General features: G+C 66.0%; 28 protein-coding genes. 10 read left to right on the plus strand and 18 right to left on the minus strand.

Annotation, left to right across the window (positions count from 1 at the left end):
* Positions 1-51 precede the first annotated feature (51 nt).
* From AC0Z2B_RS26275 to nrdR, 12 genes are all read right to left on the minus strand, one after another.
* A complete protein-coding gene (locus tag AC0Z2B_RS26275) occupies positions 52-828 on the minus strand; it encodes a cobalamin-binding protein (RefSeq protein WP_476300586.1) in 777 nt (258 codons plus the stop codon).
* Positions 828-1,247 carry an MFS transporter gene (locus AC0Z2B_RS26280; protein ID WP_476300588.1) on the minus strand — a complete coding sequence of 140 codons (420 nt, stop codon included), beginning with the start codon at positions 1,245-1,247 and terminating at the stop codon, positions 828-830. The genes AC0Z2B_RS26275 and AC0Z2B_RS26280 overlap by 1 nt, the downstream gene beginning before the upstream one ends.
* Positions 1,244-1,861, minus strand: a complete 618-nt coding sequence (gene ribA / locus AC0Z2B_RS26285) for a GTP cyclohydrolase II (protein ID WP_416427095.1) — start codon at positions 1,859-1,861, stop codon at positions 1,244-1,246. Before ribA ends, AC0Z2B_RS26280 begins: the two co-directional genes overlap by 4 nt.
* Before the next feature lie 117 nt (positions 1,862-1,978).
* Complete coding sequence (locus tag AC0Z2B_RS26290) at positions 1,979-2,704, minus strand: substrate-binding periplasmic protein (protein ID WP_476300590.1); 726 nt, start codon at positions 2,702-2,704, stop codon at positions 1,979-1,981.
* A gap of 33 nt (positions 2,705-2,737) precedes the next feature.
* Positions 2,738-3,247, minus strand: coding sequence for a phosphatidylglycerophosphatase A family protein (locus AC0Z2B_RS26295; RefSeq protein WP_416427097.1), 510 nt, complete (start codon positions 3,245-3,247; stop codon positions 2,738-2,740).
* The gene (gene thiL, locus AC0Z2B_RS26300) at positions 3,244-4,209 is read right to left on the minus strand and encodes a thiamine-phosphate kinase (protein ID WP_476300592.1); all 966 of its coding nucleotides are present in this window, start codon (positions 4,207-4,209) and stop codon (positions 3,244-3,246) included. The genes AC0Z2B_RS26295 and thiL overlap by 4 nt, the downstream gene beginning before the upstream one ends.
* 18 nt (positions 4,210-4,227) lie before the next feature.
* Complete coding sequence (gene nusB, locus AC0Z2B_RS26305) at positions 4,228-4,728, minus strand: transcription antitermination factor NusB (RefSeq protein WP_027982038.1); 501 nt, start codon at positions 4,726-4,728, stop codon at positions 4,228-4,230.
* Positions 4,725-5,201: a 6,7-dimethyl-8-ribityllumazine synthase gene (ribH, locus tag AC0Z2B_RS26310; protein WP_008374078.1), complete on the minus strand. Its 477-nt coding sequence runs from the start codon at positions 5,199-5,201 to the stop codon at positions 4,725-4,727. Before ribH ends, nusB begins: the two co-directional genes overlap by 4 nt.
* 133 nt (positions 5,202-5,334) lie before the next feature.
* Positions 5,335-6,426: a bifunctional 3,4-dihydroxy-2-butanone-4-phosphate synthase/GTP cyclohydrolase II gene (gene ribBA, locus AC0Z2B_RS26315; RefSeq protein ID WP_027982037.1), complete on the minus strand. Its 1,092-nt coding sequence runs from the start codon at positions 6,424-6,426 to the stop codon at positions 5,335-5,337.
* Positions 6,427-6,441: 15 nt separating this feature from the next.
* Positions 6,442-7,104, minus strand: a complete 663-nt coding sequence (locus AC0Z2B_RS26320) for a riboflavin synthase (protein ID WP_027982036.1) — start codon at positions 7,102-7,104, stop codon at positions 6,442-6,444.
* A 45-nt stretch (positions 7,105-7,149) separates the two neighbouring features.
* Complete coding sequence (ribD, locus tag AC0Z2B_RS26325; RefSeq protein ID WP_476300594.1) at positions 7,150-8,292, minus strand: bifunctional diaminohydroxyphosphoribosylaminopyrimidine deaminase/5-amino-6-(5-phosphoribosylamino)uracil reductase RibD; 1,143 nt, start codon at positions 8,290-8,292, stop codon at positions 7,150-7,152.
* The gene (gene nrdR, locus AC0Z2B_RS26330) at positions 8,289-8,753 is read right to left on the minus strand and encodes a transcriptional regulator NrdR (RefSeq protein WP_166363187.1); all 465 of its coding nucleotides are present in this window, start codon (positions 8,751-8,753) and stop codon (positions 8,289-8,291) included. The genes ribD and nrdR overlap by 4 nt, the downstream gene beginning before the upstream one ends.
* Positions 8,754-8,860: 107 nt before the next feature.
* Here nrdR and AC0Z2B_RS26335 point away from each other — a divergent pair, with 107 nt between their 5' ends.
* The 3 genes from AC0Z2B_RS26335 to trxA all read left to right on the plus strand — a co-directional run bounded on the left by AC0Z2B_RS26335 (position 8,861) and on the right by trxA (position 10,895).
* Positions 8,861-9,313 (plus strand): YbaY family lipoprotein, encoded by a 453-nt coding sequence (locus AC0Z2B_RS26335; protein WP_476300596.1) that lies wholly within the window; start codon positions 8,861-8,863, stop codon positions 9,311-9,313.
* Entirely contained in the window at positions 9,310-9,957 is a 648-nt protein-coding gene (locus AC0Z2B_RS26340) for a class I SAM-dependent methyltransferase (protein ID WP_476300598.1), read from the plus strand. Before AC0Z2B_RS26335 ends, AC0Z2B_RS26340 begins: the two co-directional genes overlap by 4 nt.
* Before the next feature lie 65 nt (positions 9,958-10,022).
* Entirely contained in the window at positions 10,023-10,895 is an 873-nt protein-coding gene (gene trxA, locus AC0Z2B_RS26345; protein WP_476300600.1) for a thioredoxin, read from the plus strand.
* A gap of 1 nt (position 10,896) precedes the next feature.
* On the opposite strand, the gene AC0Z2B_RS26350 is transcribed toward trxA, so the two are convergent.
* Entirely contained in the window at positions 10,897-11,238 is a 342-nt protein-coding gene (locus AC0Z2B_RS26350) for a hypothetical protein (protein WP_476300602.1), read from the minus strand.
* Between the two features lie 241 nt (positions 11,239-11,479).
* Between AC0Z2B_RS26350 and AC0Z2B_RS26355 the strand changes: the two genes are divergently transcribed.
* The 5 genes from AC0Z2B_RS26355 (at position 11,480) to AC0Z2B_RS26375 (ending at position 15,387) form a co-directional block, all read left to right on the plus strand.
* Positions 11,480-12,070 (plus strand): DUF2796 domain-containing protein, encoded by a 591-nt coding sequence (locus AC0Z2B_RS26355; RefSeq protein WP_476300603.1) that lies wholly within the window; start codon positions 11,480-11,482, stop codon positions 12,068-12,070.
* On the plus strand, positions 12,070-12,792 hold the full coding sequence (locus AC0Z2B_RS26360) for an ABC transporter ATP-binding protein (RefSeq protein WP_476300605.1): 723 nt from the start codon (positions 12,070-12,072) through the stop codon (positions 12,790-12,792). The genes AC0Z2B_RS26355 and AC0Z2B_RS26360 overlap by 1 nt, the downstream gene beginning before the upstream one ends.
* A complete protein-coding gene (locus AC0Z2B_RS26365) occupies positions 12,792-14,057 on the plus strand; it encodes an FtsX-like permease family protein (protein WP_473004636.1) in 1,266 nt (421 codons plus the stop codon). The genes AC0Z2B_RS26360 and AC0Z2B_RS26365 overlap by 1 nt, the downstream gene beginning before the upstream one ends.
* Positions 14,058-14,067: 10 nt before the next feature.
* Positions 14,068-14,583: a DUF3299 domain-containing protein gene (locus AC0Z2B_RS26370; RefSeq protein WP_416427107.1), complete on the plus strand. Its 516-nt coding sequence runs from the start codon at positions 14,068-14,070 to the stop codon at positions 14,581-14,583.
* 105 nt (positions 14,584-14,688) lie between these two features.
* A complete protein-coding gene (locus AC0Z2B_RS26375) occupies positions 14,689-15,387 on the plus strand; it encodes an OmpW/AlkL family protein (protein ID WP_416427108.1) in 699 nt (232 codons plus the stop codon).
* 119 nt (positions 15,388-15,506) lie between these two features.
* On the opposite strand, the gene AC0Z2B_RS26380 is transcribed toward AC0Z2B_RS26375, so the two are convergent.
* Both AC0Z2B_RS26380 and AC0Z2B_RS26385 read right to left on the minus strand, forming a co-directional pair.
* Positions 15,507-16,436 carry an NAD-dependent epimerase/dehydratase family protein gene (locus AC0Z2B_RS26380; protein ID WP_473004637.1) on the minus strand — a complete coding sequence of 310 codons (930 nt, stop codon included), beginning with the start codon at positions 16,434-16,436 and terminating at the stop codon, positions 15,507-15,509.
* Positions 16,429-17,313 carry a sugar nucleotide-binding protein gene (locus AC0Z2B_RS26385; RefSeq protein ID WP_416427110.1) on the minus strand — a complete coding sequence of 295 codons (885 nt, stop codon included), beginning with the start codon at positions 17,311-17,313 and terminating at the stop codon, positions 16,429-16,431. The genes AC0Z2B_RS26380 and AC0Z2B_RS26385 overlap by 8 nt, the downstream gene beginning before the upstream one ends.
* 251 nt (positions 17,314-17,564) lie before the next feature.
* On the opposite strand from AC0Z2B_RS26385, the gene AC0Z2B_RS26390 reads away from it, so the two are divergent.
* The gene (locus tag AC0Z2B_RS26390) at positions 17,565-18,119 is read left to right on the plus strand and encodes a YbhB/YbcL family Raf kinase inhibitor-like protein (RefSeq protein WP_416427111.1); all 555 of its coding nucleotides are present in this window, start codon (positions 17,565-17,567) and stop codon (positions 18,117-18,119) included.
* Positions 18,120-18,224: 105 nt separating this feature from the next.
* Here the strand turns inward: AC0Z2B_RS26390 and AC0Z2B_RS26395 are convergent, their stop codons facing one another.
* Both AC0Z2B_RS26395 and AC0Z2B_RS26400 read right to left on the minus strand, forming a co-directional pair.
* Positions 18,225-18,740 (minus strand): single-stranded DNA-binding protein, encoded by a 516-nt coding sequence (locus tag AC0Z2B_RS26395; RefSeq protein WP_416427112.1) that lies wholly within the window; start codon positions 18,738-18,740, stop codon positions 18,225-18,227.
* Between the two features lie 9 nt (positions 18,741-18,749).
* The gene (locus AC0Z2B_RS26400) at positions 18,750-20,144 is read right to left on the minus strand and encodes an MFS transporter (RefSeq protein ID WP_416427113.1); all 1,395 of its coding nucleotides are present in this window, start codon (positions 20,142-20,144) and stop codon (positions 18,750-18,752) included.
* 178 nt (positions 20,145-20,322) lie between these two features.
* On the opposite strand from AC0Z2B_RS26400, the gene uvrA reads away from it, so the two are divergent.
* A complete protein-coding gene (uvrA, locus tag AC0Z2B_RS26405; RefSeq protein ID WP_473004642.1) occupies positions 20,323-23,157 on the plus strand; it encodes an excinuclease ABC subunit UvrA in 2,835 nt (944 codons plus the stop codon).
* Positions 23,158-23,210: 53 nt separating this feature from the next.
* Here the strand turns inward: uvrA and AC0Z2B_RS26410 are convergent, their stop codons facing one another.
* Positions 23,211-23,351, minus strand: a complete 141-nt coding sequence (locus AC0Z2B_RS26410; RefSeq protein WP_476300608.1) for a hypothetical protein — start codon at positions 23,349-23,351, stop codon at positions 23,211-23,213.
* Between the last annotated feature and the right edge of the window lie 3 nt (positions 23,352-23,354).

Raw genomic sequence — 23,354 nt, forward strand, 5'->3', positions numbered from 1 at the left:
CGTCCGGCCCCACCTGCGATTGTGGGCCCGGACGCCGCCTGGCGGCAGCTGCTACGGTGGGTTCATGCGTTCGCAGAGGCGCGCCAGCGCCTCCACCATCTGCCCGCTCGGGCGCTCCACTCCCGGATCTCCCACCACCACCCTGCCCTTGATCGGCCACTTGCGCCAGGCATCGGCCTGGGTTTGATTGGGCACCACGATTACCTGCGGGTCCCGCTGCAGCACCGCCTCCAGGCTCACCTGGGGCGCCGGCAACGCCAGATCGTCGAACACATTGCGCCCGCCACAGACACTCAAGCCATCACTGATGACCTGCCCGCCGCCCACGGTGTACAGCGGCGCATCCCACACCTGATAGAACACCCGCAACGGCACGCTGCGCCGGTAGCGTTCGCGCAACGCCGCCACGCGCAGGCGGAAGGCATCGGCCAACTGGCGGCCGCGTTCGGCCTGGCCCAGGGGCACGGCAATCTGTGCGAGCTCGGCGGCCAGGTCTTCAAGGGAATGGGGTTCGGCGGTCATCAGCTGAATGCCCAGGCGCCGCAGCTGCTCGCGCTGGGCGGAGCCGACGCTGCCTGGCCACAGCAGGATCAGGTCGGGCTTGAGCGCCAGCAGCTGCTCCACGTCCAACTGCCCGTAATGCCCCACCGACTGCAGGTGTTCAAGCCCGGCGGGCCGCGGTCCGGCATCCAGCAAGCCGACCAGGCGGCCTTGGCCACCGACTTCCACGGCAATTTCAGTCAAGGAAGGCGCCAGGCTGACCACCCGCTGCGCCGCGCCGGCCTGGGCACATAGCACCAGCAGCAGGCAGGCGAGCAGTTGGCGCATCAGCCCAGCTGGCGCGGAATGCGGTAGAGGCAGAGCAGCAGCACGCTGGACAGCGCCAACAGGCACAGTGGCACCGCTTCCAGCCCGAACAGCACCGCCAGGGCGGCGATCCAGGCGGGCAGGCCGGCGAACAGGAACGCCATGCGCCGGGTGGCGGCCAGGGCGATCCAGGCCGCGGGTTCCTGGGCGGTGTCGAGGGCTTGCTGGGTGGCGATCAGCCTGCGCTTGTAGGCGCCGAAGCGTGGCAGGCTGAGGAACATCGAGGCGATGCCGGCGATGAACATGGGCATCGCCAGCACGGGCATGAGGTCGTCACTCTGGCCGAAGGCCCAGCTCATGACGAACAAGGGCAGCAGGGTCAGCGCCAGTTGCTGCCACCAGGCTACCGCCAAACGGCGGCGCACCTGCGAACGGGTCACGCCCGATCGGCCTCGCTTTGGTGTTCATTGCCCATCATGTGCCCCAGCTTGCCGGCCTTGGTGGCCAGGTAGTGCTTGTTGTGCGGGTTGTGGCCAGTGTGCAGCGGCACGCGCTCGGCGACCACGATGTTCATGTTGGTCAGCGCCTTGACCTTGCGCGGGTTGTTGGTCATCAGGCGCAGCGATTTCACGCCCAGGTGCTCCAGCATCGGCTGGCACATGGCGTAGTCGCGCTGGTCGGCGGCAAAGCCCAGGCGCTCGTTGGCTTCGACGGTGTCGGCGCCGCCATCCTGCAGCTCATAGGCACGGATCTTGTTCAGCAGGCCAATGCCGCGGCCCTCCTGACGCAGGTACAGCAGCACGCCACGGCCTTCACGGGCGATGGCTTGCAGGGCGGCTTCGAGCTGCGAACCGCAGTCGCAACGCTGGCTGAACAGGGCATCGCCGGTCAGGCACTCGGAGTGCAGGCGGCCCAGCACGGGTTCGCCATCGGCGACATCGCCCAGGCTCAGCACGACGTGCTCGCGGCCGGTGGCCTCATCGAGGAAACCGTGCATGGTGAATTGCGCAAAAGGCGTTGGCAGCTTGGAAGCGGCGACGAAAACGACGGGCACCGGGTGCTCCTATCAAATATCTGACATGAATATTGACCAAGGTCTGCATTGTAACAGCAGCTTACTGACGACGCTTAGGCTGAATTTCGCAGCATAAAGATCAGGAAGTTTGATCGCTTATGGCGTAAAGGGATAAGGCTGCTGCCAGCGGTCGAACAGCGGGCGCAGTTCGCCGCTGGGCACCAGCTGGTCCATGCGCCGGTCGAACAGCGCCAGCAGCGCCCGCCCGTTGGGGGTGTCGGCAAAGCCGAGGAACAGCGGCAGCTCGGCGATGTGGGTGAGCTTGAAGCGCCCCGGCTGGTCGGCCTGCTTGAGCACGCCGAGGATTTCGGTCTGGGCGTCGATGTAGTAGTCGGCACGGTCGTGGAGCAGCATCGGCAGGATGCCGGTGCGGCGCTGCACTTCATTGAACTGGTGGATACCGGGCAGGTAGCGCTCGAAGCCGTAGCCACGCACCCAGGCCAGGCGGAAGTGACCAATGCTGTTCAGGGTTGGCGCCGGCTTGTCAGCCAGGCCCAGGGCGTAGATGTGATCGGTGTCGTAATGCCAGCGGGGGTAGAGGGTGTTGGCAATTTCGTCGTGATAGGAGCCGACCCAGGCATCGGCTTCACCGCGCTGCACCAGGCCGACCGAGCGCATGTAGGGCGTGCTGCGGGTTTCCAGCTTGACGCCAGCCGGCTCGAACACCTTGCGCAGGATGTCCCAGGCCAGGCCGCTACCGTCGGCGTTGGTGTAGTCGCTCCACTCCTCGCTGGCCACCTGGATGTGCGCCGGCAGCGGCTCGGCGACTGCCGCCGTGCAGAGGGCCAGCAGGCCGAACACCATCAGCATCCTTGCGATCATGAGCCGCCTCCTGTCGTCGTGCCCTACCCAGCCTTAAACGAAGTGCCACCCCCATACCACCACCTGCATCGCCAGCCAGGCGAACACGCCGGCCAGCACGTCATCGAGCATGATGCCGACGCCGCCATGCACATGCCGGTCGATCCAGCGGATCGGCCATGGCTTGAGTATGTCGAAGAAACGGAACATCAGGAACCCGACCAGTATCCATTCCCAGCCATCGGGCACCAGCCACAGGGTTATCCACATGCCGACCATTTCATCCCAGACGATGCCTTCGTGGTCGTGCACGCCCAGGTCGTTGGCGACCTTGCCGCACAGCCAGAAGCCGAACAGCATGGTCACGCCCAGCATCAGCCAGTAACCCCAGTCGGGCAGCATCTGCCACAACGGGATGAATGGGATGGCGACCAGCGAGCCCCAGGTGCCCGGCGCCTTGGGCAGGGTGCCGGAGCCGAAGCCGAATGCCAGGAAGTGCCAGGGGTTGCGCCAGACGGACGGCGGCACGTTCTCTGCCGGTACCTGGTTGGGGTGGTCTGTCACGGTGTCTCCCGAAAATGTTGATAACCCCGAACAGCCGGGGTGATGTCGCAGCCCTTGCCATCGTGCAGGCTGACGCCCTGGCCTTCGCGGACCTGGCCCAGCACGTGGATCGGCCAGCCTTCGGCACGAAGGCCGGGCAGGTGCGCCGCAGGCAGGCTGAACACCAGCACGTAGTCGTCGCCACCGGTAAGGGCAGCGGTTTGCGCCGCGTCCCGGCCCAGCAGGCCAACCAGTGCATTCGACAGCGGCAAGGCGTCCAGTTCAAGCGCCAGGGCCACGCCGGAAGCCGACGCGATATGCCCGCAATCGGCCAGAAGGCCGTCGGAAATATCCATGGCAGCCGTAGCCTTGCCGCGCAACGCCTGGCCCAGGCCAAACTGCGGTGGTGGCGACCAGTAATGCGCCAGCAGCGGCTCGGCGATGGCCGCGTCGGCCTGCGCCTGCCCCAGCACCAGTGGCAAGGCGCCAGCGGCATCACCCAGCACGCCGCCCACGCACAGCAGGTCGCCAGCACGTGCGCCCGAGCGCAGCAGCGCCTGGCCGGCCGGCACGCCGCCGAACACGGTCATGGTCAGGCTCAGCGGCCCGCGGGTGGTGTCGCCGCCGATCAGGCTCAGGCGGCATTGCGTGGCCATGCGGTTCAGGCCTTCGGCAAACGCCTGCAGCCAGCCTTCGGCCACCGACGGCAAGGTCAGGGCAAGGGTAAAGCCTATGGGGTCGGCGCCCATGGCCGCCAGGTCACTGGCCGCCACCGCCAGCGCGCGCTGGCCAAGGAGGAAGGGGTCGGCGGCATCAGGGAAATGCACCCCGGCCACCAGGGTATCGGTCGACACGGCCAACTGCTGGCCGGCTGGCAGGGCCAGCAGGGCGCAGTCATCACCGATGCCGAGCGCCACCCCGTCGCCGGCCTGCGCACAGGGCGCGGCGGCGAAGTAGTGTCGTATCAGCTCAAACTCGCCCATGGTATGCAAGCGCGTGGATCAGCGCTTGAATGCCTTCACTTCGGCGGCACGCACGTTCGGCGCGACCTTGTCGAGCACGCCGTTGACGAACTTGTGGCCGTCGGTGGAACCGAACACCTTGGCCAGCTCGATACCCTCGTTGATCACCACGCGGTACGGCACGTCGACGCGCTTGAGCAGCTCCCAGGTGGACAGGCGCAGCACGGCCAGTTCCACAGGGTCCAGCTCTTCCAGCGCCAGGTCCATGCACGGCTTGAGCACGGCATCGATCTCGGTCTTGCTGGCCGGCACGCCGTGGAGGATCTCGCGGAAGTAGGCACCGTCGACGTCAGTGAAGTCGTTGTCGACCCGGAACTGCGCTTCGATCTCGTTCAGCGAGTGGCTAGCCATGTGCCATTGGTACAGGGCTTGGGTGGCCAGCTTGCGGGCTTCGCGACGCTTCATGCTCTTGGAAGGTTTGCCAGCATCCGCAGGTTTTGGATCGCGCGGGTTGAAACGATCGCTTTCGTCGGAAATCACTTGGCCTCCAACTGCGACAGCAGGCTGACCATTTCCAGGGCGGACAGGGCAGCTTCGGCGCCCTTGTTGCCAGCCTTGGTGCCGGAACGCTCGATGGCCTGTTCGATGGAGTCGACGGTCAGCACGCCAAAGGCGACCGGCACACCGAATTCCATGGAAACCTGGGACAGGCCCTTGGTGCATTCACCGGCCACGTATTCGAAGTGCGGAGTGCCGCCACGAATGACCGCGCCCAGCGCGATGATCGCGTCGTACTCGCCCTGCTGGGCGACTTTCTGCGCTACCAGCGGGATTTCGAAGGCGCCAGGGGCGCGGATGATGGTGATGTCGCTTTCGCTGATACCGTGGCGAACCAGGGCGTCGACGGCGCCGCTGACCAGGCTTTCGACGACGAAGCTGTTGAATCGGCCAACCACCAGGGCATAGCGACCTTTGGGGGCGATGAAGGTACCTTCGATGGTCTTCAGGGTCATTCGGGTGTGTCTCGTCTTAAAGAGCAGGGGCGCCAGCGGCGCCCCATGGGGGTAATGGGCCACGAACAAGAACGTGCGGGGTCACTGAAAACCATAGCGCTGGCCTGGCAATCTGGCGACCCTGGAACCGTGTTTATTCGGAGGGCACGTATTCTACTACTTCCAGGTCGAATCCGGATATCGCATTGAACTTCATTGGCGAACTCATCAGGCGCATTTTGCGCACGCCCAGGTCGCGAAGGATCTGCGAACCGGCACCGACGATGCTGTAGGTGGTCGGTTTTTTCACCGGCGCGCTCTCCGCCGTCTCGCGGATATGTGCCAGCAGCACGTCACCGTCCACCGGGTTGCCAAGCAACAGCACCACGCCGCTGCCCGCCTCGGAAACCGCGCTCATGGCGGCCCGCAGGCTCCAGCGGCCGGGCTGCTTGACCATCAGCAGGTCGCGCAGCGGGTCCATGTTGTGCACCCGTACCAGGGTCGGTTCCTCGGCGCAGATGGTGCCCAGGGTCAGCGCCATGTGCACGTCGCCTTCCACCGCGTCGCGGTAGGTCACCAGGTTGAACTGGCCCAGTTCGCTGTCCAGCGGTTGCTCGGCAATCCGCTGAACGGTACGTTCGTGGATCATGCGGTAGTGGATCAGGTCGGCGATGGTGCCGATCTTGATGTTGTGTTCGGCAGCGAAGGTTTCCAGTTCCGCACGGCGGGACATGGTGCCATCGTCGTTCATCACTTCGCAGATCACGCCGCTGGGCTCAAACCCCGCCATGCGCGCCAGGTCGCAGGCAGCTTCCGTGTGCCCGGCACGGGCCAGGGTGCCACCGGCCTGGGCCATCAGCGGGAAGATGTGGCCAGGGCTGACGATGTCCTCGGCCTTGGCGTCCTTGGCAGCGGCAGCCTGCACGGTGCGCGCGCGGTCGGCGGCAGAGATGCCGGTGGTCACGCCTTCGGCGGCCTCGATGGACACGGTGAACTTGGTGCCGAAGCCCGAACCGTTGCGTGGCGCCATCAGCGGCAGCTTCAGCAACTCGCAGCGCTCGCGGGTCATGGGCATGCAGATCAGGCCGCGGGCGTGCTTGGCCATGAAGTTGATGTGCTCGGCCTGGCAGCATTCGGCGGCCATGATCAGGTCGCCTTCGTTCTCGCGGTCTTCGTCATCCATGAGGATGACCATCTTGCCCTGGCGGATGTCTTCCACCAGTTCTTCGATTGTGTTGAGCGCCACGCGGCACCCCCTATATCAGGACTTGAGGTAGCCGTTGGCGGCCAGGAAGCTCTCGGTGATGCCACCGGCAGACGGCTCGGCGGCCTTGTCACCCAGCAGCAGGCGCTCCAGGTAACGGGCCAGCAGGTCCACTTCCAGGTTGACCTTACGGCCGGCACGGTAGTCGGCCATGATGGTTTCGGCCAGGGTGTGCGGGACGATGGTCAGCTCGAACTCGGCGCCGTCCACGGCGTTCACGGTCAGGCTGGTGCCGTCGACGGTGATCGAGCCCTTGTGGGCGATGTACTTGGCCAGCTCCTTCGGTGCGCGCACGCGGAACTGGATGGCACGGGCGTTTTCCTCGCGGGAAACGATTTCGCCGACACCGTCGACGTGGCCGCTGACCAGGTGGCCGCCCAGGCGCGAGCTTGGGGTCAGGGCCTTTTCCAGGTTCACCCGGCTGCCAGCCTTGAGTTCGTGGAAGGCGGTGCAGTCCAGGGTCTCGCGGCTGACGTCGGCCCAGAAGCCGTCGCCCGGCAGCTCCACGGCAGTCAGGCACACGCCGTTGACCGCGATGCTGTCGCCCAGCTTGACGTCGGCAAGGTCCAGCTTGCCGGTTTCTACGTAAACGCGCACGTCACCGCCCTTGGGGGTCAACGAACGGATGCTGCCGATGGATTCGATAATGCCGGTGAACATGGATCCTCCTACGGAACCGGGCCTGCGCTGGGCGCGAGGCGCAAATTATACGCTTGCCGCCGGGGCAGGTATTGCGATGACTCGCCAGTCATCCCCCACTGCGCGCATTTCAATGATTTTCAGCCGGGGCGCCTCGCTCATGCGCGCCAGCGGCCAGTCCAGCAACGGCCGCGCGCTGGAGCCGAGGAACTGGCCGGCGACGAACAACTGGAACTCGTCCACCAGGCCCTGGCGGGCGAAGGCGCCAGCCAGGGTGGGGCCGGCTTCCACGAGAATTTCGCTGGCGCCGCGGGCGGCCAGCAGCGTCAGCAACTGCGCCAGGTCGACGTGGCCGTCGACGGCGCCCACCAGCAACAGCTCATGGCCGTGCTGCTGATACACGCTGGCGTCCGCGCCTTCGGCACAGCTGACCACCAGCGCCGGGCCGGCCTGGAAGAACGGCGCGTCCAGCGGGACCCGCAGGCGGCCGTCGATCAGCACGCGCAGCGGTGGGCGGCTGAGCGCCAGCGCCGTGGTCTCGGCGTCCAGGCCCAATTGCTCGGCGCGCACGGTCATGCGCGCGCCATCGGCCAGCACGCTGTCGGCGCCGGTCAGCACGATGCTCGAACGCGCACGCAGGCGCTGCACCGCCGAGCGGGCCGCCGGGCCGGTAATCCATTGGCTCTCGCCGCTGGCCATGGCCGTGCGCCCGTCCAGGCTCATGGCCAGCTTGACCCGCACGAAGGGCACGCCGTGCTCCATGCGCTTGAGGAAGCCAGGGTTCAGGGCCCGGGATTCAGCCTCCAGCACACCGCTGAGCACCTCGATGCCGACATCAGCCAGGCGCTTCAGGCCACGGCCGGCGACTTCCGGGTTGGGGTCCTGCATGGCCGCCACCACTCGCGCCAGCCCGGCATTCACCAGGGCCTCGGCGCACGGCGGGGTGCGGCCATGGTGGCTGCACGGCTCAAGGGTGACGTAGGCGGTGGCGCCACGCGCCAGCTCGCCGGCCTGGCGCAGGGCATGCGCCTCGGCGTGGGGCTCGCCGGCGCGCACGTGCCAGCCCTCGCCCACTACCTGGCCATCACGCACGATCACGCAGCCCACCCGGGGGTTGGGGTGCGTGGTGTACAGGCCGCGGCGCGCCAGTTCGATGGCGCGGGCCATGTAATGGGCGTCGAGGACGGCTTGCTCGCTGGGCATGGTCATTCCTTGGCGGGTTCGCGGGCCAGGCGGTCGATTTCCTCGCGGAACTCGTCCAGGTCCTGGAAGCGCCGGTACACCGAGGCGAAGCGGATGTAGGCAACCTCATCGAGCTTCTGCAGCTCGGCCATCACCAGCTCGCCGACGACCAGCGACTTGACCTCGCGCTCGCCGGTGGCGCGCAGCTTGTGCTTGATGTGGGCCAGGGCCGCTTCCAGGCGCTCGACGCTGACCGGGCGTTTTTCCAGCGCCCGCTGCATGCCGGCGCGCAGTTTTTCTTCGTCGAAGGGCTGGCGGCTACCGTCCTGCTTGATCAGGCGCGGCAAAACCAGTTCGGCGGTTTCGAAGGTGGTGAAACGCTCACCGCAGGCCAGGCATTCGCGACGGCGGCGCACTTGCTCGCCCTCGGCGACCAGTCGCGAGTCGATGACCTTGGTGTCGTTGGCACCGCAGAAGGGACAGTGCATGGTGGCAGGCAACAAAAAATGGGAGGGCCATGGTAGCGCATCCCACTGGCAAGACAAGCCAAAGGCTTTACGGTATACAGAGGTTATTTATTGCGATGGATCTGCCGATGCCTCTACGCCCCCTGATTTTGCTGAGCCTGGTCGCGTTGCTCGCGGCCTGCGGCAGCGACAAGCCCAAGCCGGTGGCGCCCGTCGCGCCCGCCCCGAAAGCCGCCATCGGCGCCCAGCAGCCACTGGGCCCACTGCCCGCCTACCAGCGTGAGCTGACCGGCACCGTGCTCGGCGCCCCGGCCGGCGCCGAGGTGGAGCTGGCTTTGCTGGCAGTGGACGAGCGCGGCCGCCCGCAGCAATTGCTGGCCAGCGGCAAGTGGAGCGGCACGGGCAAACCCCTGGGCTTCCAACTGCGCTTCAACCCCGAGGCCTTCCCCGCCAACCTGCGGGTGGAGCTGCGCGGCCGCGCCAGCCAGTCCGGGGTGCTGATCCTGCACTTGCCGGCGGTACCGGTGGCGCAGCCTGCCACCCAGGCCCTGGGTAACCTGCAGCTGCTGCAAGCGCCATGATCCACCTGCAACAGGCCTTGAGCGAGCTGCTGGGCGATGCACAACTGGTCAGCACCGCGCTGCCCGACACCGATATCCGCCTGTGGCTGATCGACGGCGACAACATGGACCGCGCCTTCAGCCCCGAGGAAACCCGGCGCATCCTCCACGAGCCGCCGTATTGGAGCTTCTGCTGGGCCAGCGGCCTGGCCATGGCGCGCTTCCTGGCCGAGCAGCCGCACTGGGTAGCCGGCAAGCGCGTGCTGGATTTCGGCGCCGGTTCCGGCGTGGTGGCCATTGCCGCAGCCAAGGCCGGTGCCGCCGAGGTGGTGGCCTGCGACCTCGACCCACTGGCCCTGGACGCCTGCCGCGCCAACGCCGCGCTCAACGGCGTGACGCTGGGCTACTCGGCGGACTTCTTCGCCGAGGCCGACCGCTTCGACCTGATCCTGGTGGCCGACGTGCTCTACGATCGCGCCAACCTGCCCCTGCTCGACCATTTCCTCAGCCGCGGGCGCCAGGCGCTGGTGGCCGACTCACGGGTGCGCGACTTCAGCCACCCGGTCTACCGCCCACTGGGCCAGTTGCACGCCTGCACCTTGCCGGACCTGGCCGAGCCCCACGAGTTTCGCCACGTCAGCCTCTATCACGCGCAGCGCGGCTGAGGCGCTTCCGGCCAGCAGCGCCAGCCTTTATAGTGCGGGTATTACCGCTTTTTTCGAGATGCACGATGAGCCAGTCCACGCCGTATATTTTCGATGTCACCACTGCCACCTTCCAACAGGACGTGATCGACAAGTCGTTCGAGCAGCCCGTGCTGGTGGACTTCTGGGCCGAGTGGTGCGCCCCCTGCAAGGTGCTGATGCCGCTGCTGGAAAAGATCGCCGAGAGTTACCAGGGCGAGCTGTTGCTGGCCAAGGTCAATTGCGACGTGGAGCAGGACATCGTCGCCCACTTCGGCATTCGCAGCCTGCCTACCGTGGTGCTGTTCAAGGAAGGCAAGCCGGTGGATGGTTTCGCCGAAGCGCGCCCGGAAGCCGAGATCCGCGCCATGCTGGAGCCGCATGTGCACATGCCCGAAGCTGCCGCCGCCGACCCGCTGGAAGCGGCCCAGGCGCTGTTCAACGAAGGCCAGTTCGCCAAGGCCGAGGAGATCCTGCGGGTGCTGCTGGGCGAGGACAACAGCAACGCCCTGGCACTGATCCTGTACGCCCGCTGCCTGGCCGAACGCAACGAACTGGGTGAAGCCCAGGCCGTGCTGGACGCGGTCAAGGGCGACGAGCACAAGCCCGCCCTGGCCGGCGCCAAGGCGCAGCTGACCTTCCTGCGCCAGGCCGCCGACCTGCCCGACGTCGCCGACCTCAAGACCCGCGTCGCACAGAACCCGGGCGACGACGAGGCGGTGTTCCAGTTGGCGATCCAGCAGCTGTCGCGCCAGCAGTACGAAGCAGCGCTGGACGCCCTGCTGAAACTGTTCGTGCGCAACCGCAGCTTCAACGAAGGCGTGGCGCACAAGACCCTGCTGCAGGTGTTCGAGCTGCTGGGCAATGATCACCCGCTGGTCACCACCTACCGCCGCAAGCTGTTCGCCGCCCTCTACTGAGTCATTCGACCCAGCAATACAGCGGCGCGTCGGCGCCGCTTTCCACTCGCACTTCCCGGCAATGGCGCAGGCGTACCAACAGGCGCTTGCCCGCTGCCACGCTGCCCGCCAGGCCTTCCAGCTGCCCCAGCAGTTCCGGGCCGCTGACCTGCCCTGCCTGTTGCACCAGTTGCAGCGTGGCCTGCCACAGGGCGTCGTCCTGCCCGGCCGGCTTGGCCGCCGGAGTTGCCGGAGCCTGCGCCTGCACGTTCAACTGCGCGCCCAGGTGCTGCCAGTCGGCGGCGTCCATCTCGATGGTCAGGTCCACCGGCCAGGCGCCGATGCTTCCGCGAATTCGTAGCATGTTGAGTCCTCGTCTGCGAAGGGCCATGTTCCCATATCTGCGCAAACCCTGAACACCGTAGCCGCTGCCGAAGGCTGCGCTGGCCGGTGTGAACATCAGGGATCTGGAGTGTGGCTGAGGGCCAGCGCAGCCTGGCGGCAGCGGCTACGCGCGGTGACAAATTTCATCTGGGCATTTATGGTGCTGGCACTTTAAAGTTGTTATAACGTTACAATTATTCATCTTTCCTCAGGACATTTTCATGCGCCGACTTCTGCTCGCCCTGCCCTTCGCGCTGCTACCACTGGCCATTGCCCACGCCGACGACACCCCGGTAAAACACGGCAGCCTGGGCACGCATGAACACGGCACGGCCCGCGTCAACGCGGCGCTGGACGACCAGACCCTGGCGCTGGAACTGCAGACCCCGGCCATGAACATCGTCGGCTTCGAACACCTGGCCACCACTGACGCCGACAAGGCCGCCGTGGCCAAGGCCCGCGCCCTGCTGGAACAGCCCCTGGCGCTGTTCAACCTGCCGGCCGCCGCCGGTTGCAGCGTGGCCAGCCAGCACCTGCAGAGCCCGCTGTTCGGCGACGTGATGCCCGCCGAGGATGGCGACGATGACGACCACGATCACGACGAGCACGCCGCCGGCGCCGAGCACCACCACAGCGAGATCCACGCCAGCTACGAATTCACCTGCACCGCGCCGGACAAGCTCAAGGGCCTGGACCTGTCGCAGGTGTTCAAGACCTTCCCCGCCACCCACAAAGTGGTGGTGCAGATGATCGGCCCGGCCGGCCAGAAAGGCCTGGAGGCCACCCCGGACAACAGCACCCTGGGTTTCTGATGGCCAGCACAGCCCTTATCGAACTGCGCGACCTGCACTTTGCCTGGCCGCGCCAGCCGGCGCTGCTGGACATACCCGCGTTCCGCCTGGAACCCGGCGAGACGCTGTTCCTCAAAGGCCCCAGCGGCAGTGGCAAGACCACCCTGCTGGGCCTGCTGGGCGGCGTGCAGAAGCCCGTCAGTGGCAGCGTGCAGGTGCTGGGCCATGAACTGGGTGACATGAGCCAGGGCCGCCGCGACCGTTTCCGCGTCGACCACACCGGCTACATCTTCCAGCAGTTCAACCTGCTGCCGTTCCTGTCGGTGCGCGAAAACGTCGAGCTGCCCTGCCACTTCTCGCGCCAGCGCGCCGAGCGGGCCAGGCAGCGTCACGGCAGCATCGACCAGGCAGCGGCCACCCTGCTGGCGCACCTGGGCCTCACCGACCCGGCGCTGTTGCAACGCCGCGCCGACACCTTGTCCATCGGCCAGCAACAACGCGTGGCCGCGGCCCGCGCGCTGATCGGCCAGCCGGAACTGGTGATCGCCGACGAACCCACCTCGGCGCTGGACTACGACGCCCGTGAAGCATTCATTCGCCTGCTGTTCGCCGAATGCCGCGAGGCTGGCTCGAGCCTGCTGTTCGTCAGCCACGACCAGAGCCTGGCGCCGCTGTTCGACCGCAGCCTGTCGCTGGCCGAACTCAACCGGGCCGTGCGCCCCGCCGCCCCTGGGGAAGTCTGATGTACCTGTTCCGTCTAGCCGTGGCCAGCCTGGCCAACCGGCGCTTCACCGCCTTCCTCACCGCGTTCGCCATTGCCCTGTCGGTGTGCCTGCTGCTGGCCGTGGAACGCGTGCGCACCGAAGCCCGCACCAGCTTCGCCAGCACCATCAGCGGCACCGACCTGATCGTCGGCGCCCGCTCGGGCTCGGTGAACCTGCTGCTGTATTCGGTGTTCCGCATCGGCAACGCCACCAACAACATCCGCTGGGACAGCTTCCAGCACTACGCCCACGACCCGCGGGTGAAATGGGCCATCCCCATGTCCCTGGGCGACTCGCACCGTGGCTACCGGGTGCTGGGCACCGACCAGTCGTACTTCGAGCATTACCAGTACGGCCATCACCAGCCGCTGGAGATGGCCGCCGGGCGCTTCTTCGCCAGCGACCCGTTCGAGGTGGTGCTCGGCGCAGAGGTAGCCGACGCGCTGCACTACAAGCTCGGTGACACTCTGGTGCTGGCCCACGGCACCGCCGCCATCAGCCTGGTCAAGCACGACGACAAGCCGTTCACCGTGGTCGGCATCCTCAAGCGCACGGGCACGCCGGTAGACCGCACGCTGCACATCAGCCTGGGCGGCATGGAAGCCATCCACATCGACTGGCACAACGGCGTGCCGGCCCGTGGCGCCGGGCGCATCAGCGCCGACCAGGCGCGCAACATGGACCTCACGCCTACCGCCATCACCGCGGTGATGCTGGGCCTGAACAACAAGATCTCGACCTTCGCCCTGCAACGCGAGATCAACGATTTTGTTGGCGAGCCACTGCTGGCAATCCTGCCCGGCGTGGCCCTGCAAGAGCTGTGGGGGTTGATGGGCACCGCCGAGAAAGCCTTGTTCGTGGTCTCGCTGTTCGTGGTGCTGACCGGGCTGATCGGCATGCTCACGGCTATCCTCACCAGCCTCAACGAGCGCCGACGCGAGATGGCCATCCTGCGCTCGGTGGGCGCGCGTCCCTGGCATATCGCCAGCCTGCTGATACTGGAAGCCTTCTCCCTGGCGCTGTGCGGCATCGTCGCCGGGGTGGCGCTGCTGTATGCCGGCATCGCTGCGGCGCAGGGCTACGTGCAGGCCAATTATGGGCTGTACTTGCCGTTGTCGGCCCCCACGGCCTATGAATGGTCGCTGCTGGGTATTATCCTCGCCGCAGCCCTGGTCATGGGCGCCGTACCGGCCTGGCGTGCCTACCGGCAGTCACTGGCCGACGGCCTGTCCATCCACCTGTGAGCCGTGCCCGATGAAAGCTGCCTTGCTGTTTGTATTGATGATCGCCGCCCCCGGCCTGTGGGCGGCCACGGCGCCGCGCGAGCTGACCTGGGCGGAGATGATTCCGCCCGACGCGCCGAAAATCGCCCCACAGATGACGCCCCTGCACGACCTGTCGAAGATGGGCTCGGACATGGAGTCGGCGCCAGCGGTCAAGCAGCAACAGCCCGACGCCCCGGTTGTGAAGGCACTGGACGGCCAAAACGTGAAGATGCCGGGGTTCATTGTGCCGCTGGAGGTCAGCGATGACGGGCGCACCACCGACTTCCTGCTGGTGCCGTACTACGGCGCCTGCATCCACGTGCCGCCGCCGCCTTCGAACCAGATCGTCCACGTGACCAGCCAGGTCGGGGTCAAGCTCGACGACCTGTACCAGGCGTTCTGGGTAGAGGGCACGATGCGCGTGAAGCGCTCAGACAGCGAACTGGCCGACGCCGGCTACCAGATGGAAGCCGACAAGATTTACATCTACGAGCTGCCGGAATAACGCGCCAGGTAAAAGTTACGGTTTTATTGAGCTGGGTCAAAACCCTTGATCCAGAGCTTTCCTACCATCGGCCAAGGCTTTTTCCCCTCGTCCGATGGAGACCCGATGAACACCAAACTGCTAGGGGCCTCGCTGATCAGCGCCGCCCTGTTCACCCCGCTTGCCCACGCTCACCAGGCCGGGGACTTCATCGTCCGCGCGGGCGCGATCGAGACCGCGCCCAACGAGGACAGCGGCAACCTCAAGCTCGACGGCGCCAAGGTCTCCGGCACCAAGGCGACCCTGGGCAACGACACCCAACTGGGCCTGACCTTCGCCTACATGCTCACCGACCACGTGGGCGTGGAACTGCTGGCGGCCACGCCGTTCCAGCACAAGGTCGGGGTCAAGGGCGTGAGCGCCGCCACCGGCGTGGCCGGCCTGGACGGCAAGCTGGCTGACATCAAGCAGCTGCCACCCACCCTGTCGCTGCAGTACTACCCCATGGAGCCCAGCTCCAAATTCCAGCCTTATGCGGGCGTGGGCCTGAACTACACCTGGTTCTACGGCGAAGACCTGACCAGCGACCGCAAGGCCGAAGGTTTCAGCAACCTGAACCTGAAGAATTCGTGGGGCTGGGCAGCCCAGGTGGGCGCGGACTACATGCTGACCGACCACATCATGCTCAACGCCGCGGTGTGGTACGTGGACATCGACACCCAGGCCAGCGTCGACGGCCCGACAGCGCTGGGCGTGGGCCGCACCAAGGTCAACGTGGACGTGGACCCGTGGGTCTACATGGTGGGCGTGGGTTACAAGTTCTGATGTGAACGGCTACACCACGATCGCGTAGCCGCTGCCGCCAGGCTGCGCTGGCCCGTTGCCTCGCTGGAGATCTCCAGCGGCTAGCAGGGCCAGCGCAGCCTGCGGCGGCGGCTACGGGGTCACAGGCCCAGCAGGTTGCGCAGGCCGGTGGCCATCGGGGTGATTGCCGGCAGGGTGAAGCGCTGCAGCAGGCGCGAGTTGTTCGCCCTGGAATGCTTGATATCGCCAGGGCGTGCATCGCCGTAGCTGACCGCAGGCAGGCTGCCCAGCACGGTCTTCAGCTCAGCCAGCAACTGGTTGAGGCTCATGGCCTGGTTCAGGCCCACGTTGATCGCCCCTTCCTCGACGCTCGGCGCTTCCAGCGCCTGCAGCAGCACCGCCACCAGATCCCCCACGTAGATGAAGTCGCGCGTCTGCTCGCCATCGCCATACAGGTTGATGGGCAGGTTTTGCTGGGCGCGCTCGCAGAAGATGCTGATGACCCCGGAGTACGGCGAGGACGGATCCTGGCGCGGCCCGAAGACGTTGAAGAAGCGGAAGATCACCGGTTCCAGGCCGTGCTGGCGGCGGTAGAAGTCCAGGTAGTGCTCGCTGGCCAGCTTGTCCGAGGCGTAGGGGGTCAACGGCGCCTTGGGGGTGTCCTCGCCGATGGCCTCGCCTTCACCGTTGTTGCCGTACACGGCCGCGCTGGAGGCAAACACCACGCGCTTGATACCCGCGACGCGCATGGCCTCGCAGACGTTCAAGGTGCCGATGAAGTTGGCCTGGTGCGTGCGCACCGGGTCGTCCACCGAGGCCTGCACCGAAGCCACCGCGGCCAGGTGCACCACCGCCTGGCAACCCTGGGCGGCGCGGGCCACCAGGGCGGCATCGGCGACGTCGCCTTCGATGAGCTCTACCCGTGGGTTATCCAGTGGCAGGTTGCTGCGCTTGCCCATGGAAAGGTCGTCGAGAATCCGCACCGCATGGCCTTTCTCCAACAGCGCGTCCACAAGGTTCGAGCCGATGAAGCCGGCGCCCCCGGTGATCAGTACAGGTGCATCAACCATGTCGGTAATATCTATCCAATAGGCTTGGGAGGCCCGAGCGCCAGGCGCGCGGCTTGATCCCGAAGGTGTGAAGGATTTTCTTGCAGGCCAGCACCGCATGCTGCGGCTCATCGGCGGCGTCAGGGCGGGCGGCGTGCGCCTGGGCCGTGGGCGCTTCGATGGCCAGCGGGTGCAGGCTCGCCGCTTCGCTGATGATCGCCTGCCCCAGCGCCAGCGGCGTGGTGGCCTCGTTGCCGGCGTAGTGATACGTGCCCCACAGTGGCGCCGCGCAATCGAGTTGCTTGAGCACCGAGATAATCACCCGCGCGGCGTCGTCCACCGGCGTCGGGTTGCCACGGCGGTCATCGGCCAGGTGAATTTCCTGGGGCTGTTCGGCACGGGTGAGGAAACGCCCCAGCACGCCGTCCACGCTGTCATCCAGCAACCAGCCGAAACGCAGCAGCACATGCTGAGGGCAGGTAGCCCGCACGCTCTGCTCGATGCGCCACAGGGCCTGGCCGCGCAGCCCCAGGGGCACGGGCTCGTCCTTCTCGCTGTACGCCGTGGCGCGCGAGCCGTCGAACACCCGGTAGCTGGAAGGCTGCACGAGGATGATCTGGTGATGCTGGCACAACTGCGCCAGGCGCTCTACCGAGCGCTCCTGCTGGGCCAGCCGGGCTTCGCTGACGCTCTCGGCCTGGAACCAGTCGAAATAGTAGGCAAGGTTGATCAGCGCATCGGGGCGGGTGTCATCGAGCAGCTGGGTCAGGCTCGCCGCATCCCAACCGTTTTCAGGTGGGCGCGGAGCAAGGAAGCCGATGTCTTCCTCCGCCCCGAGACGAATCAGCGCTTGCCCAAGGGCATTACCGCCGCCCAACAGCATAAGGCGCATTCGCATAGAGTCAGCAGGTCCGGTCCGTTAAGTCTGTGAGCCAGGGATTGCCGGGGGCCAGGGCCACGCGGCGATCGGTCAAGAGGCTTATGTTATTGCATTTTGCGGATTTGTGCTGCGGGGATCAATCGGCAACCGTTGCAGGGTATTGGACATTAGCCTTAGTTTCATCAAGGGATCCGAAGCTGCCTTTATGATGGTTGCACGCAGCGGCTCGCCTGTCTGAAGCCTGCTGCGCCGGATGAATGGATTTGCTGATGAAACTGCGCCACCTGCTTACCACCTGCACCGCCGCCCTGCTGCTGGCCGGCACCCAACTGGCCAGCGCCACCACCATGAAGGTCAGCACCGACGCCTTTGCCGAAGGCGGCAAGGTCAATGTCAGCGCCGCCGATACCCCGGCCGAGTGCGGTTCGGGCAAGCGCCACAACCCGCAGGTGTCATGGAGCGAGCTGCCCGCTGGCACTCAATCGATGGCGGTGCTGATTCTTGACGTGGACGGGCATAACGGCCTGGGCGTCAGCCACTGGGTAACCTACAACATTCCAGCCCAGCGTGGCGGGATCAAGGAAGGCGAGGCGCTGGTCAGCGTGCCGGGCATCACCGTGGGCAAGAACATTGCCGGGACCGCCGATTTCCGAGGCTTCTGCCCAGCCCCGGGGGATCAGCCGCATCATTACGTGCTGACGGTGATTGCCACCGACCTCAAGCCTGGCGCGCTGCCTGAAGGGCTGACACGTGAAGAGCTGATGGCGCGCCTGGCGGGCCATGCGTTGGCGGGGCGCAACGTGGTTGGCCTGTACGGGCATTGACTTCAGGCCCAACCCGGCGTTGCGGGACGCAGCCTTCGGCAGCTGCTACGGGCTTTTGAGTCAAAAAAAACCCCCGCTAGGCGGGGGCTTTTTTGATGGCAGCAATCAGAACGGAATATCGTCGTCGAAGCTGTCGAAGTCAGCAGCAGGTTGCGGGGCAGCCTGTTGCGGCGCTGGGCGCGACTGTTGTGGCGCGGCCTGCTGAGGACGTGGAGCCTGCTGGCGCGGGGCCGACTGCTGGTAGTTGTTGCCGCCCTGGCCCTGGTCGCCCTGTTGTGGACGGCCGCCCAGCAGCTGCATGGTGCCCTGCATGTCGACGATGATTTCAGTGGTGTAGCGCTTGATGCCGTCTTTTTCCCACTCGCGGGTCTGCAGCTTGCCTTCGATGTAAACCTGCGAACCCTTGCGCAGGTATTCGCCGGCGATCTCGGCAACCTTGCCGAACATCGACACGCGGTGCCATTCGGTGCGCTCGACCTTCTGGCCGCTCTGCTTGTCGGTCCACTGCTCGCTGGTAGCCAGGCTCAGGTTGGTGACAGCGTTGCCGTTGGGCAGGTAGCGGACTTCAGGATCCTGACCGCAAGTACCGACCAAAATGACTTTGTTAACCCCACGGGCCATAACATTCTCCTAGGCTTGGCACGTCTCTGGGCCTGGGTTGACCAGGCGCTCCAGGGAAGCACGATCCAAAATTTCTGTATCCAGTTTGATATAGATGGCGGCTTCTTCTGCCACCACCACTGCATCTGTTACACCCGGTACTGCCTTGAGGCGCTCGGTGAGGCCCGCTTCGCGTATCGCCTCTGGCGACAGGGGCAAGCGCAGGCTCGTCACGTACGGTGGTTCACGCATAGTAACAGCTATGGCCAACCAAATCGCCAACAGCCCGGCGCAGCCGATGAATACCACATTCAAGCCGCCGTGCTGGAACAGCCAGCCGCCGAGGATGCCACCCAGGGCCGCGCCCAGGAACTGGCTGGTGGAGTACACGCCCATGGCCGTGCCCTTGCCACCGGCCGGCGACACCTTGCTGATCAGCGACGGCAGCGAAGCTTCCAGCAGGTTGAAGGCAGTGAAGAACACCACGGTGCCGACCACCAGTTCCGTCAGCGTGTTGCCGAAGGCCCAGAAGAACAGCTCGGTGAGCATCAGGGTGGCGACCGCACCAATCAGCACGCGCTTCATCTTGCGCTTTTTTTCGCCGTAGATGATGAACGGAATCATCCCGAAAAAAGATACCAGCAAGGCCGTCAGGTAAACCCACCAGTGCTGCTCTTTCGGCAGCCCGGCGCGCTCCACCAGGGCCAGCGGCAAGGCCACGAAGCTCGCCATCAGGATGGCGTGCAGCACGAAGATCCCCACGTCCAGGCGCAGCAGGTCCGGGTGCTTGAGGGTCGGCAGCAGCGCCTGCCGGGCCACGCCCGACTCACGGTGGGTGAAGTGGCTGGAGGCGCTGGGCACCACGAAGGCGATCAGGGCGATACCCACCAGGGCCATCACCGCGGTGACGATGAACAGCCCGGACAAGCCGAACGCGCGCGTCACCAGCGGGCCCACCACCATGGCCACGGCGAACGACACGCCGATGCTCATGCCGATGGTGGCCATGGCCTTGGTGCGGTGCTGCTCGCGGGTCAGGTCCGACAGCAGGGCCATGACCGCCGCGGAAATCGCCCCGGCGCCTTGCAGCACCCGCCCGGCGATGACGCCCCAGATGGAGTCGGCATGGGCCGCCAGCAGGCTGCCCAGGGCAAAGATCACCAGGCCAATGTAGATCACCGGGCGACGGCCGATGCGGTCGGAAATGATGCCGAATGGAATTTGCAGGAAAGCCTGGGTCAAGCCGTAGGCGCCGATGGCGAAGCCGATCAGGGCCGGGGTGGCGCCGGCCAGGTCCATGCCGTAGGTGGCCAGTACTGGCAACACCATGAACATGCCCAGCATGCGGAATGCGAACACCAGGGCCAGGCCGCCAGCCGCGCGGGTCTCGCTACCGCTCATGCGTTCGCTGTGGAGATCGTGCATGGAAAAACCTCGTGTGAACCGGCGGCGATTCTACCAGTCCCAACGATAGAGGGGGTATATGGCGACGCTTTGCCGCGCAGTTGTCATGTATGGCATCAGGGATGTCATCCGATAGTGTGCATCCATCCAGTATTTGGCTTTATACTCCTGTGTTTACGCCCGCCGTGCGAGGCCACTCTTGGACAAGATCCTGATTCGTGGGGCTCGAACCCACAACCTGAAGAACATCGACCTGACCCTGCCACGGGACAAGCTGATCGTCATCACCGGGCTGTCCGGCTCCGGCAAGTCATCGCTGGCGTTCGACACGCTGTACGCCGAGGGCCAGCGCCGCTACGTGGAGTCGCTGTCGGCCTACGCGCGGCAGTTCCTGTCGATGATGGAAAAGCCTGACGTCGACACCATCGAAGGCCTGTCGCCGGCCATCTCCATCGAGCAGAAGTCGACCTCCCACAACCCGCGCTCCACGGTCGGCACCATCACCGAGATCTACGACTACCTGCGCCTGCTGTATGCACGCGTGGGCACGCCGCGTTGCCCGGACCACGACATCCCCCTGGAAGCCCAGACTGTCAGCCAGATGGTCGACCTGGTGCTGGCCCAGCCCGAAGGCAGCAAGCTGATGCTGCTGGCGCCGGTGATTCGCGAGCGCAAGGGCGAGCACCTGGCCATCTTCGAGGAGCTGCGCGCCCAAGGCTTCGTCCGCGCACGCATCAACGGCCGCCTGCACGAACTGGACGAACTGCCCAAGCTGGACAAGCAGAAAAAGCACACCATCGAGGTGGTGGTGGACCGCTTCAAGGTCCGCGAAGACCTGCAGCAGCGCCTGGCGGAGTCGTTCGAGACCGCGCTGAAGCTGGCCGACGGCATCGCCCTGGTGGCGTCCATGGACGAGGAACCGTTCGAGGAGATGATCTTCTCGGCGCGCTTCGCCTGCCCCATCTGCGGCCACGCCATCAGCGAGCTGGAACCCAAGCTGTTCTCCTTCAACAACCCGGCCGGCGCCTGCCCGACCTGCGACGGCCTGGGCGTGAAGCAGTTCTTCGACGCCAAGCGCCTGGTGAACGGCGAGTTGACCCTGGCCGAGGGCGCGATACGCGGCTGGGACCGGCGCAACGTCTACTACTTCCAGATGCTGGGCTCGCTGGCCTCGCACTACAAGTTCAGCCTGGAAAAACCGTTTAACGACCTGCCCGCCGACAAGCAGAAGATCCTGCTGCACGGCAGTGGCACGCAGAACGTCGACTTCAAGTACCTCAACGACCGCGGCGACATCGTCAAGCGCTCGCACCCGTTCGAAGGCATCGTGCCGAACCTGGAACGCCGCTACCGCGAGACCGAGTCGGCCACCGTGCGCGAAGAGCTGGCCAAGTTCCTCAGCACCCAGCCCTGCCCGGACTGCCGCGGCACGCGCCTGCGCCGTGAAGCGCGCCACGTGTGGGTGGGCGAGAAGACCCTGCCGGCCGTCACCGGCCTGCCGATCGGCGACGCCACCGACTACTTCGAAGGCCTGAGCCTGACCGGCCGCCGCGGCGAGATCGCCGACAAGATCCTCAAGGAGATCCGCGAGCGCCTGCAGTTCCTGGTCAACGTGGGGCTGGACTACCTGACCCTGGACCGCAGCGCCGACACCCTGTCCGGCGGCGAGGCCCAGCGCATCCGCCTGGCCAGCCAGATCGGCGCCGGCCTGGTGGGGGTGATGTACATCCTCGACGAGCCTTCCATCGGCCTGCACCAACGCGACAACGACCGCCTGCTGGGCACCCTCAAGCACCTGCGCGACATCGGCAACACGGTGATCGTTGTCGAGCACGACGAGGACGCCATCCGCCTGGCCGACTACGTGGTGGACATCGGCCCGGGCGCCGGCGTGCACGGCGGCAACATCGTCGCCGAAGGCACCGCCCAGGAGGTCATGGACCACCCCGACTCGCTGACCGGCAAATACCTGTCGGGCCGCGTGAAGATCGCCGTGCCGGCCGAGCGCACGCCGCGCAACAAGAAGCTGCAACTGACCCTCAAGGGTGCGCGCGGCAACAACCTGCGCAACGTCGACCTGGAAATCCCCATTGGCCTGCTGACCTGCGTTACCGGCGTGTCCGGCTCGGGCAAGTCGACGCTGATCAACAACACCCTGTTCCCGCTCAGCGCTACCGCCCTGAACGGCGCCACCACCCTGGAAGCCGCGGCCCACGACAGCTGCGACGGCCTGCAGCACCTGGACAAGGTGGTGGACATCGACCAGAGCCCCATCGGCCGTACGCCACGCTCCAACCCGGCCACCTACACCGGGCTGTTCACGCCGATCCGCGAGCTGTTCGCCGGCGTCCCGGAATCGCGCTCGCGCGGCTACGGCCCGGGGCGCTTCTCGTTCAACGTCAAGGGTGGCCGCTGTGAGGCCTGCCAGGGCGATGGCCTGATCAAGGTGGAGATGCACTTCCTGCCCGACATCTACGTGCCGTGCGACGTGTGCAAGAGCAAGCGCTACAACCGTGAGACCCTTGAGATCAAGTACAAGGGGAAGAGCATCCACGAGGTGCTGGAAATGACCATCGAGGAAGCCCGCGAGTTCTTCGATGCCGTGCCGGCCCTGGCGCGCAAGCTGCAGACGCTGATGGACGTGGGGCTTTCCTACATCAAGCTGGGCCAGTCGGCGACGACCTTGTCGGGCGGCGAGGCGCAACGGGTCAAGCTGTCCCGCGAGCTGTCCAAGCGTGACACCGGCAAGACCCTGTACATCCTCGACGAACCCACCACCGGCCTGCACTTCGCCGACATCCAGCAGCTGCTGGACGTGCTGCACCGCCTGCGCGACCACGGCAACACCGTGGTGGTGATCGAGCACAACCTGGACGTGATCAAGACCGCCGACTGGATCGTCGACCTGGGGCCGGAAGGCGGCTCCAAGGGCGGCATGATCATCGGCTGTGGCACCCCGGAGCAGGTGGCGGAGATGAAGCAGTCCTACACTGGCCACTACCTCAAGCCACTGCTTGAGCGTGACCGCGCGTAAGCCCGCTGACGCGGCCTGCGGCCGCTGCTACATCGCGAAAGGACCACCGCGTATTATTGATTCAACGCGGTGCCCTTTTCGCCGGTGGAACCGAATGGCCGGCCCAGCTCCCCGTAGCAGCGGCCGCAGGCCGCGTCAAAGCCGTCCACAAAACGAAAAAGCCCCGCCATCTTGAGATGGCGGGGCTTTTTCATGCC

It is taken from the genome of Pseudomonas sp. GYB4201, from assembly GCF_056312595.1.